Origin of the sequence: Aquimarina sp. ERC-38 (genome assembly GCF_026222555.1) — a bacterium.
In the GTDB taxonomy this organism is placed as follows: domain Bacteria; phylum Bacteroidota; class Bacteroidia; order Flavobacteriales; family Flavobacteriaceae; genus Aquimarina.
Genome location: NZ_CP098511.1, coordinates 1,813,286 through 1,830,347, shown reverse-complemented (window position 1 = coordinate 1,830,347; position 17,062 = coordinate 1,813,286). Strand labels below are relative to the sequence as shown.

The following is a 17,062-nucleotide window of genomic DNA, read 5'->3' as shown; positions in this document are numbered from 1 at the left end:
AACCTTACTACCTACCTCTCCGGATTATTTAAAATAACCAACGCAGCAATAACCCCGGGTACCCAGCCACAAAGAGTAAGTAATAATACAATTAGTAAAGATCCGCAACCTTTACCTAATACCGCCAGAGGCGGAAAAAAGATAGCTAAAACAACTCTCCAAAAACTCATTCTTCTTTGATTATGATGAATACTTGCATCCTCTGGTTTTTTACGGATGCTAAAAATAAGACGAATGACTTTAGTTTTTGTTACTTTTTGCATTCTATTTTCTTAGTAAATACGATAAACAATCTCTTATTTCTAATCCTCATACTTTGTATCTTTACGGGTTTAAAATGAATCACCCATGCAACTGTCCGAACAAGAACTGGTACGTAGAGAAAAATTAAAATCATTAAGAGATTTGGGGATCAACCCTTATCCCGCTGATTTATACGAAATTGACCATACGTCGGACACTATTAAAGAAGAATTTACCGAAAATAGAAAAGTTCGTATTGCCGGAAGACTCATGTCCCGAAGGATACAAGGGAAAGCTTCTTTTGCAGAACTACAGGACGCCAAAGGACGTATTCAGGTATATTTTAACCGGGATGAAATTTGTCCGGGAGAAGATAAGGTGCTCTATAACGAAGTCTATAAAAAATTACTGGACATTGGCGATTTTGTGGGAATTGAAGGAGAATTGTTTACCACCCAGGTAGGGGAACAAACAGTAATGGTTAAAAATTTTACTCTGTTAAGTAAAGCACTACGACCTCTCCCCCTACCTAAAGTAGATCAAGAGGGCAATGTATATGACGAATTTAACGACCCGGAATTACGATATCGTCAACGATATGCTGATCTGGTGGTTAATCCGCACGTAAAAGAAGTATTTGTAAAACGTACTAAGCTTTTTAATGCGATGCGTGACTTTTTTAACCAGCGAGATTATTTTGAAGTAGAAACCCCCATCTTGCAACCCATTCCCGGAGGTGCAGCAGCAAGGCCTTTTATCACACACCATAATAGCCTGGACATCCCCTTGTATATGCGTATTGCCAATGAGTTGTATTTAAAACGATTGATTGTTGGCGGTTTTGACGGGGTGTATGAATTTTCTAAAAACTTCAGGAATGAAGGGATGGACCGTACCCATAACCCGGAGTTTACAGCTATGGAAATTTACGTAGCTTATAAAGATTACAACTGGATGATGGAATTTTGCGAGCAATTATTAGAACATTGCGCCATTGCCGTAAATGGTACCAGTATTGCTACGTTTGGCGAACATCAGATTGACTTTAAAGCCCCCTATAAACGGGTGACCATGGCTCAATCCATCAAAGATTTTACCGGTTTTGACATTACTGATAAAAGTGAAGATGAAATACGAAAAGCAGCGCAGGAGATGAATATCCCCGTAGATGCTTCTATGGGAAAAGGAAAGCTAATTGATGAAATCTTCGGAGAAAAATGTGAAGGTAATTACATCCAACCCACGTTTATTACGGATTACCCAAAAGAAATGAGTCCGCTGTGTAAAGAACACCGGGATAACCCCGAGCTGACAGAGCGTTTTGAATTAATGGTGTGCGGTAAAGAGATTGCCAATGCCTATTCGGAGTTAAATGATCCTATCGATCAATTAGAACGTTTTGAAGATCAGTTGAAGTTAAGCGAAAAAGGGGATGACGAAGCCATGTTTATCGATATGGACTTTGTACGCGCATTAGAATACGGAATGCCACCTACTTCAGGAATGGGAATTGGGATGGACCGGTTGATCATGTATTTAACAAATAACCAATCTATCCAGGAAGTGTTATTCTTCCCGCAAATGCGCCCAGAAGTTCAAAATGCTAAAGCCGCACTAATTGAAGCGCTTAATGATAATGCCAAAGCGGTTTATGAACTTCTGGAAAAAGAAGAAAAAACACAGCTTGCCGATTTAAAATCTCAATCAGCACTAAGTAACAAAGCCTGGGATAAAAGTATTAAAGCTTTAACCAAATCCGGTCTTGCACAGGTAGTAAAAGAAGAAGAGGTGCTTTGGGTTTCTTTAGGGGAATAGTTAGAGATGGGTGTTTCAATTCAAATAGACATCCTACTCCAACCCTCCCTTCTAAAAAAGGGAGCAAATATGTTTTACATTAAATAAGAAAATTAACAGTACTCCTTCAGCCTTTAGATTACTATTTTCTTAAGATACCTGTAATATTAATTCAATACCGAAGTATATTAATCATATTCCTATTTTAAAACAATCTAAATACAAACTACTTGCTGACAGCTATTTAAATTCATTCCAAAAACTATACGCCTTATCTTTAAGTAAACATTAAAAAGAAAAATTATGGCTATACGATTAGGAAACAGTTGTGAAAACTGTGAGAATTTAAACGAAAATAGTACTTGTAGAGTACACGGAGTAAAAGTAAGTAGCAGTTATACCTGTGATAGTTTTGATATGAAACTATCTTTAAAAGATGACCGCAACTGTGTAACTTGTGTAAGATATGAAACCAGTGATTGTGCAAATCCGCAAAAAGCGGCACCAGGAATGTTATGTTCGCACTGGGCCCCTCAAAACGCAATGGCGTAGAGGTATCTACTTAAAATATATCTTTAAAAAAGTACTACTTGTTTTATTCATAACAAGTAGTACTTTTTTTTATGGGATACAGCTATCATTGACATCCCCCTTATTGTTTTAAAAAACCTCTCCCCTGCTCTTTCTCTAAAAAGAGTTCTGAAATAATTGCTTCTAAAAATAGCATATCTAAAACAGCAGGAAAGAAACAGGCTCTTATTAGAAGAATATTTTTATCACTTTTAGAAATGTATCATATCTTTTCGCTATCTCATACGCTATAGGTAGAATTGGTTTTATCCCTTAAATTTTAGAACCCAATCGAAAAACACTCAGATAAAGTGTAATTGCATTCTTCTTCTTTTTTGGCATTACTTAATTTACAATAACAATAGGTTTTTTGAATTTGTACTTAGTATAACTACAAAGTAATTACCTGTCGATTTATTAATAAAACCTTTAGTACATGTAGGAAAAAAAGCGTCAGTTCGAGTGTTTTTTCGTAATAAAATGAAGAAAAAATAGCCTGTCCTTAACTTGATCGAGGATATCGAGAATAGCTTTTTTGACTAAAATCCTTATTGTCTTGAGCCTGGTCGAAAGACTCAATAGTTCTAATAAACGTAAATGAAGTACACTTCTTCCTTTATTTGAGGGGCTCGAATTATTGGATTTTATAATTATAATTTTTTAAATGCACTACGGGTTAACAAAGAACCCTAAAACAACATAAGAATTAATTCACAAATCATGGATAAAGACGTAAAGAACCCTAATGATTCAGAAAAATCAAAGCAGTTAGAAAACTACGAAATTGACTATACGGATAAACCTCTGACTACCCGACAGGGGTTAAAAGTTAATGATACGAATAACTCTTTAAAAGCGGGAGAACGTGGACCTACCTTATTAGAAGATTTTTTACTAAGGGAGAAAATCCACAATTTTGACCATGAACGTATACCGGAACGTATTGTACACGCCCGGGGAAGTGCAGCACACGGCTACTTTGAGTTGTATAAAAGTATCGAACAGTATTCAAAAGCAGGTATATTTACTGACACGTCCAGAAAAACTCCGGTATTTACCCGTTTTTCTACCGTTGCCGGATCCAAAGGCTCCACAGATTTAGCCAGGGATGTCCGGGGATTTGCCGTTAAATTTTATACCGAAGAAGGAAACTGGGATCTGGTGGGGAACAACATGCCGGTTTTCTTTATTCAGGATGCTATGAAGTTTCCGGATTTGATCCATTCGGTAAAACCGGAACCGCATCGTGAGATACCACAAGCTGCCTCTGCTCATGACACTTTTTATGACTTTGTTTCTTTAACTACCGAGACCATGCATAATCATATCTGGGTGATGAGTGATCGGGGATTACCCAGGAGTTACCGGATGATGGAAGGATTTGGTATCCACACCTTTCGGTTGATTAATAAAGAAGGAAAGGCACACTTTGTTAAATTCCACTGGAAACCAAAGTTAGGCGTACACTCCGTGACCTGGGATGAGGCGGTTAAAATCAGCGGTGCCGATTCTGATTTTCATAGACGGGATTTATGGAATGCTATCGATACTGGAAGTTATCCGGAATGGGAACTGGGAATTCAGGTAGTTGCAGAAGAAGATGAACATAAATTTGATTTTGACCTGCTGGATGCTACCAAATTAATTCCGGAAGAAATGGTACCGGTAGAAATCATCGGAAAAATGGTGCTGAACCGAAACCCGGAAAACTTCTTTGCTGAAACCGAGCAGGTAGCCTTTTTACCTGGTAATATTGTTCCTGGAATCGATTTTACAAACGATCCTTTGCTACAAGGCCGTTTGTTTTCTTACCGGGACACACAATTATCCCGGTTAGGAAGTCATAATTTTCATCAAATCCCAATAAATCGTCCGGTCGCACCTGTATACAATAATCAACGTGACGGGCATATGCAAATGGAGATTCATAAAGGAAGAACGGCTTATTTCCCTAATACCATCGGGGGCGGATGTCCATATCTTAGTAAAGTCGAAGATGGCGGGTTTGAATCCTATCAAGAAAAAATAGATGCGCATAAAATACGTAATCGTAGTGAGAGTTTTGCCGATCATTTCTCCCAACCTGCCTTGTTCTATCGTAGTTTGGCTCCCTGGGAAAAAGAACATGTAATTAGTGCTTATTCTTTTGAACTAGGCAAATGTGAAATCCAGGCTATTAAAAGCCGAATGCTTTATATTATCAGTAAGATTGATAAGGATATGGCGGCTAAAGTAGCAGATAACCTGGGAATGGACATACCAGATACGGTTGAAAAACCTTTAAATCAGGCCATCGGAGCAGATGCAGAGGTATCAAAACACCAACCTAAAGAAAAGAAAGTATATTTGGAAGCTTCTAAAAAGTTAAGCCAAGATCATACGGTTTTCGATACCATAGAGACCCGACAGGTAGCTGTATTAGTGGCGGATGGTTTTAGCATGTCTGATTTTGAAAAGGTAGAAAAAACGGTAAAAGATCAGGGAGGACTCATAAAAATAATAGCACCGCACGGGGGCACGGTTACTTGCGACCAAAATATGGAACACGAAGTAAACGCTGCAATTATGACGACGGAAAGCGTATTGTTTGATGCGGTTTTTATTCCCGGAGGTAAAAAATCCGTTGAGACTTTATTGTCTAAAGCAAAATTCAGCAAATTTGTAAAAGAAGCGTATAAACATTGTAAAGCCATTGCCGTAGCAAACGAAGGAGAGCAGTTACTAGCTGATTTAAAGGAACAAGATGTAAGTAAAGATAAAGCTATTTTTATCAATAAAGACAGCGAAGCCTTTTGTAAAGCGATTGCACAACACCGTAATTGGGACCGAATGCCGTCCGCTGAAAAAATTGCGGTTTAACATAGGTTAAGTCAGCTGTAAGCTATAAGAAGCATCCTTTTGATATAAATCTTTCAGAAGGATGCTTTTAATTTATTTACGTCTTGTTTTATCATATAATTTTTCATATTGGAAAAGTATAATTCACAAACATCCCACCTAAAATAGTTTAAGAACTTTGTTTTACTCTTAATTCGATTTCTTCCTGATTAAACATCATATCTTTCCAAGTCCAACCATCGTTTTGCAGGTAAGCTAGTAGAATCTTTCTTCGGTATATATTAGTTTCCTGATGGTAGTAATCCGTATCCAGGTCAGCTACCACTTCTTCAGTCAGGCTACCTTTATTGGGTCTTACAGGTTCGTCATCTCCTGGACGAATAAAAGCATTATTTAATGTTGAAAGATAGTAGGTCATTGCTTTACGCACTTTTTTTAGACGAAATACATCTTTTGCAGATAACAGATCCGTATTAGAAAGCAACATGGTCACTACTTCATCAAGCACTACCAGGTTAAAAGGTAGTGATTCAAAAGTATGAGTAGAATGAAAATAATGGATAACCGGATATGCCAAATGATATTGACCCAATTTTATAACTGCGGGTTCCAATTCTTTTAATTCGGAAATTAAATAGGTGCAGTCATTACCTTTATAAGCGTCAAGAATCTCCTTAGGATTTTGACCCAGCATAAAGATTTGAAGGCTTACCTTCTGTTTTAAGGTAACTGCTTCAATAATCGGAAGTAGAAAGGATATTCCCAGACTTATAAAAATGACCCCGGTAAAAGATATAAATCCGGTATACCACATCCATGCATCACTCCCCGGAGTATAATCTCCATTCCCCATAGAAGATAGTACATAGCCTACAAAATAAGTACTTTCAAAAAACCCGGTGACATACTGATCTTTTTGAGAAGAAAATATAGCTTCCGGACACGCATAGACAATCAAGGTATTACCTAACCAAAGCAGGTGTACCCACAACAAAACGATAAGTAAAATAATACAAGGGCCAGCGAAGGTAAGCGCTTTTTTCTTTGCATTGCTCCCGGTACTTATTAAGATCATACGCCAAAGTTTACGAGAGGTATAATCTGCAATAAATCCTGCACCTTTTGGTGATAGAATAGTATACACCATGTCGTACACTACAAACAAAGATATTAGTAACCCTAAGAAAAATAAAAAGTAGTTCATTGAATTAAAATCATACGCGATACTATCATTTTTATTATTTCTCTAATAACGCAATTACACCTAATCCTAACAATCTTTTAGACTGAATACGGTAAATACTGATCGTTATTACTATAAATCTAAGATCAGGTTGCTAAAAAACCATAAGCAAGTTCTTTTAAAACTTTAAAAGTTAAAATTAAATAGGTATACTTAATTCTTAAGCTATTCTTCAAAGGCAGAAAAACAAGAAGGTAAAGTTTGTGACACATCTTTTAGCACAAGAGATCATAATAAAATTTAGGTTCAATTACCTTTGCCATTTTTCTATATGAATTTTAAGATAGTTTACATACTTATCGCATGTTTGCTCTATAGCTTAAAGATAAGTGCACAGTTGGTAAATGTAGAGTCCAAAAGAATGCAAACGGATACCATTCGGTTTGTATTAAAAAGTGACATTTTGGCTAATTATACAGAGAATAATAATAACTATATCCTTCAATTGAACTGGAATATAGCCACACAGGTCAAATCTAAGGACTTCAACTCTATATACTTTTTGATATCTGATTACAATTTGATTCGGGCTCAAGAAAAAGATTTTCAGAATTCGCTGTTTTTACATTCCCGGTTTAACCAAAAAATAGCTACTTCTTTATGGTATGAACTTTTTATCCAGTATCAGAATAACACCCAACTTACCATAGAACAGCGAAGCCTTTTAGGCACCGGATTGCGTTACGAATTTGTAAAAAAAGACCGTACGCATATGTATATAGGCAATTCGTATATGTACGAAGTTGAAAAACTAAATTCTATTGAAGAAAAATTCTATAATCACCGTAATAGCACCTATCTCTCTATCAATCAAACCTTAAAACGTTTTGACCTAAGTTTTACCGGAACCTTATATTTTCAGCCTTTATACCGCGACTTTAGCAATCACCGTATTTTAGGTCAGTTTAAGTCCGAACTGCCTATTTCGAAGACGATCAGTCTGTCCGCTTTATACAACTATACGTTTACTAACTTTTCTTCAGATATCCCTGACGACCGTTCTTCGGTTATTAATTTTGGTATTTCGTTGAATCTTTAAAAATAGTCTTTTGCCTTTTTAAAACGCAGGTAGTTTTACTATCATTTAAACATATCTTATTGTCAATGAAGCAATATAAACTTGGATTGAAATAGTGGAAGATGTAAAAACTGTTTAAGTTTATAACTAATCTCATATCGTTATGAATCAGGTTATACGAAGATGTCCTTATTGTACTACTGAAAACCTTGACCGTGATTATTGTAAAAACTGCGGAAAATTAATTAATACAATTCTTAAGAGAAAACTAGAAAGAGAACAGAAGTTGGCTGCAAAACAACAGGAAGCGGCTAATGAAAAACCTAATAAAATTACGGAATTCTTTGAAAACGCCAGGGTTCATAAAAATCCAATGGTTCGATATCCGGCCAAAGCCTTCTATTCTATCTGGGTAATTGTTCTTGCCGTAGGTTCTTTTTTAGCTTTTGTACTGACTTATGTGGCTGCATAATTACCAATTTCGAGCATATTATTGGATAAAAAAAGTATATTTCCCGGTATTTCTAGTTATCGGAAGTCTTATATACTTTGCAAAAATCAATAATCTAACTTTAACTCCTTTTATCAACAACTACCTTAATGATTTATTATGTATTCCATTAGTTTTATGGATAATACAAACCACGGTTCGTATAGTAAAAAGTATGAGCGACTTTCAATTACCAATTCTGTTACAATTAGTAATAACTTCTGGCTATGCTATTTATTTTGAAATAATCTTACCCCCGCTACATGAACGTTATACCGGTGATTTTTGGGATGTAATTTGTTATTTTACCGGTTGGTTATTTTTCTATATGATGAATTTTAAACGAGATGTTGTTTCCGACATGAAGTCAAACTAATTTGAATCTATTATAAAGTTACGCTCTAGTTTAATAAGCGTTGTTAGTATAAGTTAGCGATATTAATATTATTACATAAAATACTGATAATCAGATTTTAAAATTAGCATCATTAAAAACATCCTTCCCCAACCCTTCCTTCGAAGGAAGGGAGCAAAAAAGTCTCCCTTTGAAGGGAGATTTAGAGGGATGTTCAGCATTATTTTAATAACAACGCTAATTTAAACTAGAGCCTAAAGTTGTTAAATATTAAACTGACTTTTTCCTATAAAATGAAAAAACCTTACTTCAAGAAGTAAGGTCCTATGTATTAATAAAGTAGTTAGTGAATAACTATTCTGCTGTATTTGATAATTGCTGTTTGATTCGATTTCTATAATCCTTCGGACTATAATTATACTTTTTCTTAAAAATTTTACAGAAGTAGCTTCGACTGGTCAAACCTACGGTGTATACAATCTCAGAAACAGTTAAATCCGAATACCGAATTAATTCCTCTGCTTTTTCTAATCGAATTTCACAAACATAATTAGATACCGTGTTATCAAATAAGTACTTAAAACCTTCTTGTATTTTAGCCGGGGATAAACCGGTAGACTGACATAGAATTCTTATGTTATGAGAAGCTTCAGGTTGTTCTTTGATATGATTACTAAGGTCAATTACTCGTTTTAGTTCACTTTGGTTTAATCCACTTTCATTTCCGGAGTCCTTCATTTCATTACTAAATTTTTGAATATGTTTTGCCAGAATAATGTAGTATCTACCTTTTTGAGACAAACTACCACTGACTTCATTTTCTTCGTGTGTTTTTGCTATTTGCTTATATTGTTCCCCAATGGACAGATCAAAATTGCCTACCTGGGTATACGTACTTTTATCTGTGATATGCTTAAGGATATCCTGAACATTCTGATCGATCAACTCGGAGGTTTTATAAAAGCTTTTAAAATATTCACTTCTATCCACTACAATAACCCTGATCACAACAGATTGATCTGCTGCTACGGTAATCTCCCCAGGATTCTCCGATTTACGTTGTAAAACTGCCGTTTGATACTGATCAATTTGTACCGGACTTAGCGTCTCTCCTGCAACTGTATATAGTATTGAGCCTTCCTGACAAAATAGAAATTGCAAAGAATCCTCTTTTATAAATTGTAAAGGTAAGGTAGTACTTATATCTAGGGATATTTGAATATTAAAAGCAACCAGTCCCGGTTGCAAATAATGATAGGCAATAAAACCTTTACCGATCGCCGGATTAAGATAAAATACTTTTCCGTCTTCTATTTCTTTAACCGTGCCTCCTATTTTATTCTTAAGGCTATTGAAATTTACTTCCATATTTTTTAAACTTTACCGTTATGGTTATAGCACAAAAAACAACTTAGTGTAAGTATTGAATTTCAAACTATTAACTTTCTATATTAATCAAAGCTACTAAGGCTTACTATCAATAAATAACATTTTTCGGTATATATTTCGCAAAATCCCGGAAGTGTCAACATTTACAGTTTTAATGTTATCCAAAACCTCAAATGGGTTAATAAACTACCGGAATAGGATATTTTTATATAACCAATATTCTATTCATATCTTCTTTTTTAAAGGGTGTACTGTAATTTCTTGTCTTGTAAAGTTTGTGCTGAGCTATCTTAATTCTTCTTTACACCTATGAATATGTGTACAAATTAATTTTAACGGATTACTTCCTTTTCTGATAATATCTGATTTTTGAAGAAACAAAGGGTTAGAAAATGACATTTAAATTATTTAAAGAATTTAAAGACTTTGCCGTAAAAGGTAATATGATCGAAATTGCTATAGGAGTTATTATAGGTTCTTCTTTTAATAAAGTAGTAGACGTGCTTGTAAAAGAAGTTTTTTTACCTCCGTTAACCCTATTGACAGATGGCCTTACTTTTGAAAAGAAAAAATGGATTTTAAGAGAAGCTTCTATACCTGGTCAAAATCCGGAAATTACGGAAGTTGCTATTAGCTATGGGAAGCTAATTGAAGTGAGCCTGGACTTCATTATTATTGGTTTTGTGGTCTTTTTAGTCGTAAAATTCATGAATTCTTTGAAGACTAAGGCCCAAGATCCTAAAGATACAACGGTTAAGACCCCAAAGGATATTGAACTATTAGACCGGGTGGCAGATTTATTGGAAGAACAGAATCGGTTTTTAAAAAATAAAGGGTAATTTAAAATATCATTTTTGTACTCCCTAATTGTGTTAGTTTTATTCCTTATTGTGTTTAAAACAGGTTTTATAATATTAAAATCGTACCTTATTTTCGTATATTAATCACAACCTATATTACTAACCTTACCCATAGACAACTAATAATATACATGTTTCGTATTAAAGAAAGTACTCCTTTAGAATATCTTACTACCTATCGCGAACAGTTAAACGGTGAACTTTATGAGAATAATGGCGTTCACACTTTACAGATAAATAATGAACATGCAGACGGATATATCCGTTCTTATACCATCTTTAAAGGCTTTCAGGTCAGGATTTATGATCTTATGTTTAAAGAAGATTTTCAATTTGTACTGGAGCATACTCCTAAGGCTTCTTACTACTTTTCATACGTAGTAAAAGGACATTATTTTCATAGGTTTTTATCCGAAACTTTGCTGTCTATCGTTGATAAAAATAAAAGCACCATTTTTCTTACGGCACCTACGGATGAGTCAGAAATTATCTTTCCGAAGGAGGAAAAGCTCAACATTTGCACCTTAATTTTTGACTATGATCAAATTAAAAAATCCGGTTCTGATACGGATAGAAAACTGGTGAATTACGTTGCCCAGGCATTGGCGAAAATAACCTATGAGGAATCTTATCGTTACCTGGGACCTATTGATTTAAAAACATTAACTCAAGCAGAAGCTATTATCCGGAATGATAGCGGTACGATTGGTAGGATTATGAATGAAGGCTCCGTATTAAAAATGTTTGCCTCCCAGGTGAATTCTTATATTAGAAATCTAGGCGGTAAAAAATCTTTTACCGGGCTTACCGATATAGAATTATCTAAAATCGCTACTATAAAGGATTATATCAGGGCTCATATTGACCAAAAAATAAGTGTAGAAAGCTTAAGTAGCAGTACGGGCATTAATCCTAAAAAATTACAGATTGGCACTAAGTTCTTATTTAACACTTCGGTAAACCTCCTGATCACGCACCTTCGTTTTTCTTATGCAAAAGAATTGATTGAAACTACGGATATGACCATGTCCGAAATTTGTTATAAAATTGGTCTATCCAATCGTAGTTATTTTTCTAAAAAATTTGTCGAACAATACGGCATTCTTCCTAACCAGTATAAGAACGCTTTACAAAATAACACCACATTGTTTGAGTTAAGTTATGAGTCAGAAGTAGTCCCGACGGTTACGCAAAAGGATATTAACGACATTATACAAACTTCTATTATTACTAATAATCAATTGAATATTACTGGGTGTTTGGTATATTTTGACAATAAATTTTTACAGCTTCTGGAAGGGCCTAAAGTAGAAGTACTGGCCTTATACCAACGTATGAAAAAAGACCATCGGCATAGTAACGTAGAAACGTTGTGGAAAGGCATTAAGTTAAACCGGCATTTTAACGAATGGAATATGGCGTTTGCCAGGTCTAATGACGAATATATGGTAAATCTCGACGGGCGCACTGAAAAATTAAGTTTTATCAAAACCCTGGATGAGTTTAAACAAACCGATGTCGCTACCGAAGAGTCCAGAGACAAAATTAGAAATATGGTACTGGCAGCTATCTAAAACCAAAGCACCTACCAACTTGATATTCTTACAACTAAGCTTAGGTTTAAATTTACCCCTAATCTTAAATAATGGTTTGTAAAATACTTTTTATATTAGGCTATAGCAAAAACCATATAGCGGATTGAACTATTCTATTAAACAATTTTTAAAACTCCTGGGTAATACCGTATTATTCTGGACAGTAGCCTTTTGCATATTTATTGTTATTAGGTACTACGCATTAGGAGATGAAGAAGGTCTGGATAATTCTGCGGTCCCTATTTGGGATTGGCTGCGAATTGGGTTTATCTTTGGTAGTATTATTGGTTTTTTTTATGCAATTGTAGACTTTGTTTTTGATAATTTTTTATCGAAACGATTAGCTTTATGGTTTGTATTACTGCAAAAATCCATAATTTACATGGTCGTTTTAATATGGTCGACCAGCTTTGTTTTTGGTTTATTAAAAAAAGAGCTCGACTTAAATTATATACATCAGGGGGACTGGTGGCGAACCAGTAAAATTTTCTGGGTAATCGTTGTATATTTTATTTTGGCTTCGCTTATCTTCTCCTTTATTAAAATAGCAAACGAAAACTTTGGTAGCGGGGTATTTTTTAAACTTTTACTGGGCCGGTATCAAAAACCCAGGGAAGAACAACAAATTTTTATGTTTCTGGACCTTAAATCCTCTACGGCGATTGCAGAACAATTAGGCCATTTTAAGTACAGTGAATTTATCCAGGATTCGTTTTATGACCTGAACCGGGTATTGTTAAAGTATGATGCTAATGTTTATCAATATGTAGGTGATGAAGCTGTTTTACATTGGCCGTTTAAAAGTGGTATTCGATCATTAAATTGTATCAGGGTTTACTTTGCCTTTATTCGAAGACTTTTAAAACGCAAAAAGTATTATTTACGTCAATATGGGTTACTCCCGGAGTTTAAAGCCGGATTACACGGCGGAAAGTTAATTGCCACCGAAGTAGGTTCGGTTAAAAAGGAAATTGCTTTCCATGGCGATGTGATCAATACCACAGCAAGGATACAAGAACAATGTAATTTCTACGACCAGTCTCTACTCATTTCCGAAGACTTACTTGCCTTTTTAAAGCTGAAATCCAGGTTTATCGCTACTTCTATTGGCAATATTAGTTTAAAAGGAAAAGAAGAAAAAGTAGTATTATATAGTATTACTCCTGCTAAGGTTAAGTTATCAAGAGGTTCTAAGAAAATTATCTCATCTAAATCCTCAGGGTCCATATAGTATCCCATACTATATTCCTTATCAAGTAGCTAAAATTTATACCTATAAATTCCATGAAATAGCACCATAGTACCCTGCAAAGAATTCCTGATCCTAAGCATTTATCAGAAGAAGAATAATATGAGTATCAGTTGAATCATAGCAGGTAATCCAAAAATTACACTGAAAATTAAAGGGTGTTTTCACCCTATAAAAAGGTTAATTTCCCCAGTTGTTATCATTAAATAGAGCTTTAGATTTGAGAAAAATTAATCTTTAAACAAATAATCATGAAAAATTTTAACGCTAAGATGCTATTGCTTTTCTGTGTATTATGGGCTACAGGAATGTATGCACAAGAACATTACTACTATTACCAGGGAAAAAAAGTTCCGCTAGAAGTCAATAAAGAATTTCTGTTTGTAGTCACAAAATCGCAGAACGATATTCAGAAAAGTTTTGCTAAGGATATGCCCTTAACCAGTATTACTAAAACGGTAAGCGATAATACGGCACAATCGCTATCTGGTTCGTCTCATATTCAAAATGCTAACGAAGGACTGGACTGGACAGAAATCAAAGTTTCTGATACAAAAATAACGGAACAGGGGTATCAAACCCTTCAAAAAAAGCTTGATTCGCAAAAAGAAATACTTTTTGTCAATCCGTATTTTTTTGATCCTTCCGGAAAGAAGATGGCACTAACTCAATATTTTAATGTACAACTTAAAAATAAAGGGGATCTGGCAATTTTAAAACAATTTGCACAAAAGACCCATACTACAATTGTCGGGCAAAATCAGTTTATGCCGCTTTGGTACACGCTTTCAGTTACTCAAAAAGAGGGCTTAAATGCGATGCAAATGGCAAACGCTTTTTATGAATCCGGCAATTTTAATAATGCCGAACCTTCTTTTATGTTAGAATGGGGATTTGATACAGACACAACAGCCGAAAAAAGAGCTGCTACTGCCGCATTTTTTACAGCAGATACGTATTATAACGACCAATGGACGTTAAATAACACCGGGCAAAACGGAGGTACTACCGGCATTGATATGAATGCAGAAGATGCCTGGAACATTACAAAAGGTTCTTCAGCTATTAAAGTTGCCATTATAGATCAGGGATTCGAAAGAGATCATCCGGATTTACAAACAAACAATTTTGGGCCGGGATTTGATACGCATACCTCTTCATCTCCTTCCTCAGTTTGGGGCCGCCATGGAACGCCATGTGCCGGAATCATAGGAGCAGTACAAGATAATAATGAGGGAGTATCCGGGGTAGCACCACGTACCAGCTTAATGTCAATAAGTGTTAGAATTCTGACCAGTACAAACTTAGCTAATGGTATTAACTGGGCCTGGCAAAATGGAGCCGACATTCTGAGTAATTCCTGGGGTGGTGGTTCTCCATCCAGTTTAATTAATAATGCGATCAATAATGCTTTAGACAATGGGCGAGATGGTTTAGGATCCGTAGTTGTATTCTCTGCAGGTAATGGTAATGTTAACGGAGCTGAATATCCATCTAATTCAAATCCTAGAATCCTTTGCGTAGGTGCCATTGATAGATGTGGTGTGCGGTCCGGGCGTATCGATATTGTCCCTGACTCTTGTGATCCCTGGGGACCTACTTCACGACCTGGCAGTAGTTTTGGTACTCCGCTGGATGTAGTCTCAGGAGGAACCAGTATCTCTGCAACAGATATGCAGGGAAGTGCAGGTTACAATGGTTATGCTAATGATGATTATACAGATAGTTTTGGAGGTACTTCTGCAGCATGTCCTTTTGTAGCAGGAGTAGCTGCTCTGGTATTAGCCGAAAACCCTTGCCTAACCAATGATCAGGTACAACAAATTATCGAAGCCAGTGCCCAAAAAGTACGAACTGATTTATATACCTATTCTTTTAGTGCGGGTCGGCCTAATGGTACCTGGAACAACGAACTGGGATACGGACTAGTAGATGCTGAGGCTGCAGTGAACCTTGCTCAAATCACAACTCCTCCGGGAACACAATCCTTTGACCTGTATTCTCAGGACAGGCCTGATGATACCGGTCAGGAACCAAACAATACTTCCTCTAATTTTTATAGAAGCCAGGATATCTGGGTACGTCAAAACCCGGATGGTGGTACCACACATCAAAACCCGGAGTACAAAGAATTTACACCTAATGCGGTGTACGTAAAGGTGCGAAACAGAGGTACGACTACCTCAAGCTGTGCGGTCGTTAAAGTCTATTTCGCACGTGCATCTACCGGATTGACTTGGCCAACCCATTTTATTAATAATTATGCAGGTTCGTTATTAAATGGTGATATCATCGGATCGGTAAATGTTCCTTCCATACCGCCCGGAGGTTCTACTATCGTAGAAATTCCGTGGTTCCCGCCTAACCCGGCAGATTATGGGGCTGGCAACCAGGCGCACCATTTTTGCCTGACCTCAAGAATCATCTCTGCAAATGATCCTATGGCTAATGAACAAAACGGAGTAAGTATTTCGTTCAATGCAAAAAATAATAACAATATAGCCTGGAAAAATGTAATGGTATATGATACGGTAACTACCGATAATCCGTTTTTAAATTTATATGTTAGGGGAATCAACCGGAAAAGCGAATTTACAAACATTGCTTTTATTGATCGCGGACTGGACAAATTTGACAGAATTGAAATTCCGTTTTTTGAAGTAGGGAACATTGAAGTTGAAATGGACGAAGAACTCTTTAAACGTATGCTTGAAATGGGGTCTTTTAAAAATAAAGGAATCAATATTATCGATGAAAATAGAGTGGTTTTAGAGGGGGCTTCAACTGCTTTTACCCGAGTGCCATTACGATACAATGAAACCTTTACGTTACGATTTAAATTTAATGTATTTAAAAAATTACCAAAAGGGCAACAACTGATGCTAGACGTTGTTCAACAAAATGATAATAAAGAGATTGAAGGAGGAGAAACTTTTTTAATAACTACTGGTGGTCAGATTGATGAGAAGGATCCTGTAAAAGGAGATGTGAAATTTACAGTCTCTCCTAATCCAAATACAGGTTTGTTTAGTGTTCAATTTCCTGGTGTTAGTACAGGTAAATATATTATCAGTAATTTTAGCGGACAGGTAATACTCTCAGATGGTTTTAAATTTAAAAAGAAAGTTGAAATAAATATGCAAAAATATAAACCCGGAATGTATTTTATAAAAGTATATAAAGGGAAAGAATCAGCAACGCAATCTTTATTTATCAAATAATCAGCGTAGTATAATTACCATAACCTAAAAACCGTCCGCAAGGGCGGTTTTTTATTTTTGAAAAGTTATCACAATATTTATCTTTTACCCGTATTAAAATTCATATCTGGAAGATAACCCCTAAGCTGAAAGTATTTACAATCTGTGTTTTCTTTACAATTTTCCATATGAATACATTTCATCATTTTAAAAAGCAC

The 17,062-nt window shown here is 35.6% G+C and carries 13 protein-coding genes; 10 read left to right on the top strand and 3 right to left on the bottom strand.

All coding sequences use genetic code 11. The annotated features are described in order from the left end of the window. Positions 1 to 11 precede the first annotated feature (11 nt). Positions 12 to 170, bottom strand: coding sequence for a YqaE/Pmp3 family membrane protein (locus NBT05_RS07675; RefSeq protein ID WP_265773222.1), 159 nt, complete (start codon positions 168 to 170; stop codon positions 12 to 14). A 178-nt stretch (positions 171 to 348) separates the two neighbouring features. Here NBT05_RS07675 and lysS point away from each other — a divergent pair, with 178 nt between their 5' ends. The 3 genes from lysS (at position 349) to NBT05_RS07660 (ending at position 5,466) form a co-directional block, all read left to right on the top strand. Next, positions 349 to 2,058 carry a lysine--tRNA ligase gene (gene lysS, locus NBT05_RS07670; RefSeq protein ID WP_265772904.1) on the top strand — a complete coding sequence of 570 codons (1,710 nt, stop codon included), beginning with the start codon at positions 349 to 351 and terminating at the stop codon, positions 2,056 to 2,058. A 282-nt stretch (positions 2,059 to 2,340) separates the two neighbouring features. Beyond that, positions 2,341 to 2,589, top strand: coding sequence for a hypothetical protein (locus NBT05_RS07665; RefSeq protein ID WP_265772903.1), 249 nt, complete (start codon positions 2,341 to 2,343; stop codon positions 2,587 to 2,589). A gap of 738 nt (positions 2,590 to 3,327) precedes the next feature. Beyond that, positions 3,328 to 5,466 (top strand): catalase, encoded by a 2,139-nt coding sequence (locus NBT05_RS07660; protein ID WP_265772902.1) that lies wholly within the window; start codon positions 3,328 to 3,330, stop codon positions 5,464 to 5,466. Positions 5,467 to 5,614: 148 nt separating this feature from the next. Here the strand turns inward: NBT05_RS07660 and NBT05_RS07655 are convergent, their stop codons facing one another. Next, positions 5,615 to 6,649, bottom strand: a complete 1,035-nt coding sequence (locus NBT05_RS07655; protein WP_265772901.1) for a potassium channel family protein — start codon at positions 6,647 to 6,649, stop codon at positions 5,615 to 5,617. Positions 6,650 to 6,959: 310 nt separating this feature from the next. Between NBT05_RS07655 and NBT05_RS07650 the strand changes: the two genes are divergently transcribed. The 3 genes from NBT05_RS07650 to NBT05_RS07640 all read left to right on the top strand — a co-directional run bounded on the left by NBT05_RS07650 (position 6,960) and on the right by NBT05_RS07640 (position 8,572). Further along, the gene (locus tag NBT05_RS07650; RefSeq protein WP_265772900.1) at positions 6,960 to 7,727 is read left to right on the top strand and encodes a DUF481 domain-containing protein; all 768 of its coding nucleotides are present in this window, start codon (positions 6,960 to 6,962) and stop codon (positions 7,725 to 7,727) included. A gap of 142 nt (positions 7,728 to 7,869) precedes the next feature. Next, complete coding sequence (locus tag NBT05_RS07645; protein ID WP_265772899.1) at positions 7,870 to 8,178, top strand: hypothetical protein; 309 nt, start codon at positions 7,870 to 7,872, stop codon at positions 8,176 to 8,178. 193 nt (positions 8,179 to 8,371) lie between these two features. Beyond that, entirely contained in the window at positions 8,372 to 8,572 is a 201-nt protein-coding gene (locus tag NBT05_RS07640; protein ID WP_265772898.1) for a hypothetical protein, read from the top strand. Positions 8,573 to 8,905: 333 nt separating this feature from the next. Here NBT05_RS07640 and NBT05_RS07635 read toward each other — a convergent pair whose 3' ends face one another. Further along, positions 8,906 to 9,919, bottom strand: a complete 1,014-nt coding sequence (locus NBT05_RS07635; RefSeq protein ID WP_265772897.1) for a helix-turn-helix domain-containing protein — start codon at positions 9,917 to 9,919, stop codon at positions 8,906 to 8,908. Positions 9,920 to 10,332: 413 nt separating this feature from the next. On the opposite strand from NBT05_RS07635, the gene mscL reads away from it, so the two are divergent. From mscL to NBT05_RS07615, 4 genes are all read left to right on the top strand, one after another. Further along, entirely contained in the window at positions 10,333 to 10,779 is a 447-nt protein-coding gene (gene mscL, locus NBT05_RS07630) for a large conductance mechanosensitive channel protein MscL (RefSeq protein ID WP_265772896.1), read from the top strand. 152 nt (positions 10,780 to 10,931) lie between these two features. After that, a complete protein-coding gene (locus NBT05_RS07625) occupies positions 10,932 to 12,374 on the top strand; it encodes a BLUF domain-containing protein (protein ID WP_265772895.1) in 1,443 nt (480 codons plus the stop codon). A 124-nt stretch (positions 12,375 to 12,498) separates the two neighbouring features. Next, positions 12,499 to 13,626 carry an adenylate/guanylate cyclase domain-containing protein gene (locus NBT05_RS07620; protein WP_265772894.1) on the top strand — a complete coding sequence of 376 codons (1,128 nt, stop codon included), beginning with the start codon at positions 12,499 to 12,501 and terminating at the stop codon, positions 13,624 to 13,626. A 269-nt stretch (positions 13,627 to 13,895) separates the two neighbouring features. Continuing rightward, a complete protein-coding gene (locus NBT05_RS07615; protein ID WP_265772893.1) occupies positions 13,896 to 16,865 on the top strand; it encodes a S8 family serine peptidase in 2,970 nt (989 codons plus the stop codon). Positions 16,866 to 17,062: the final 197 nt, after the last annotated feature.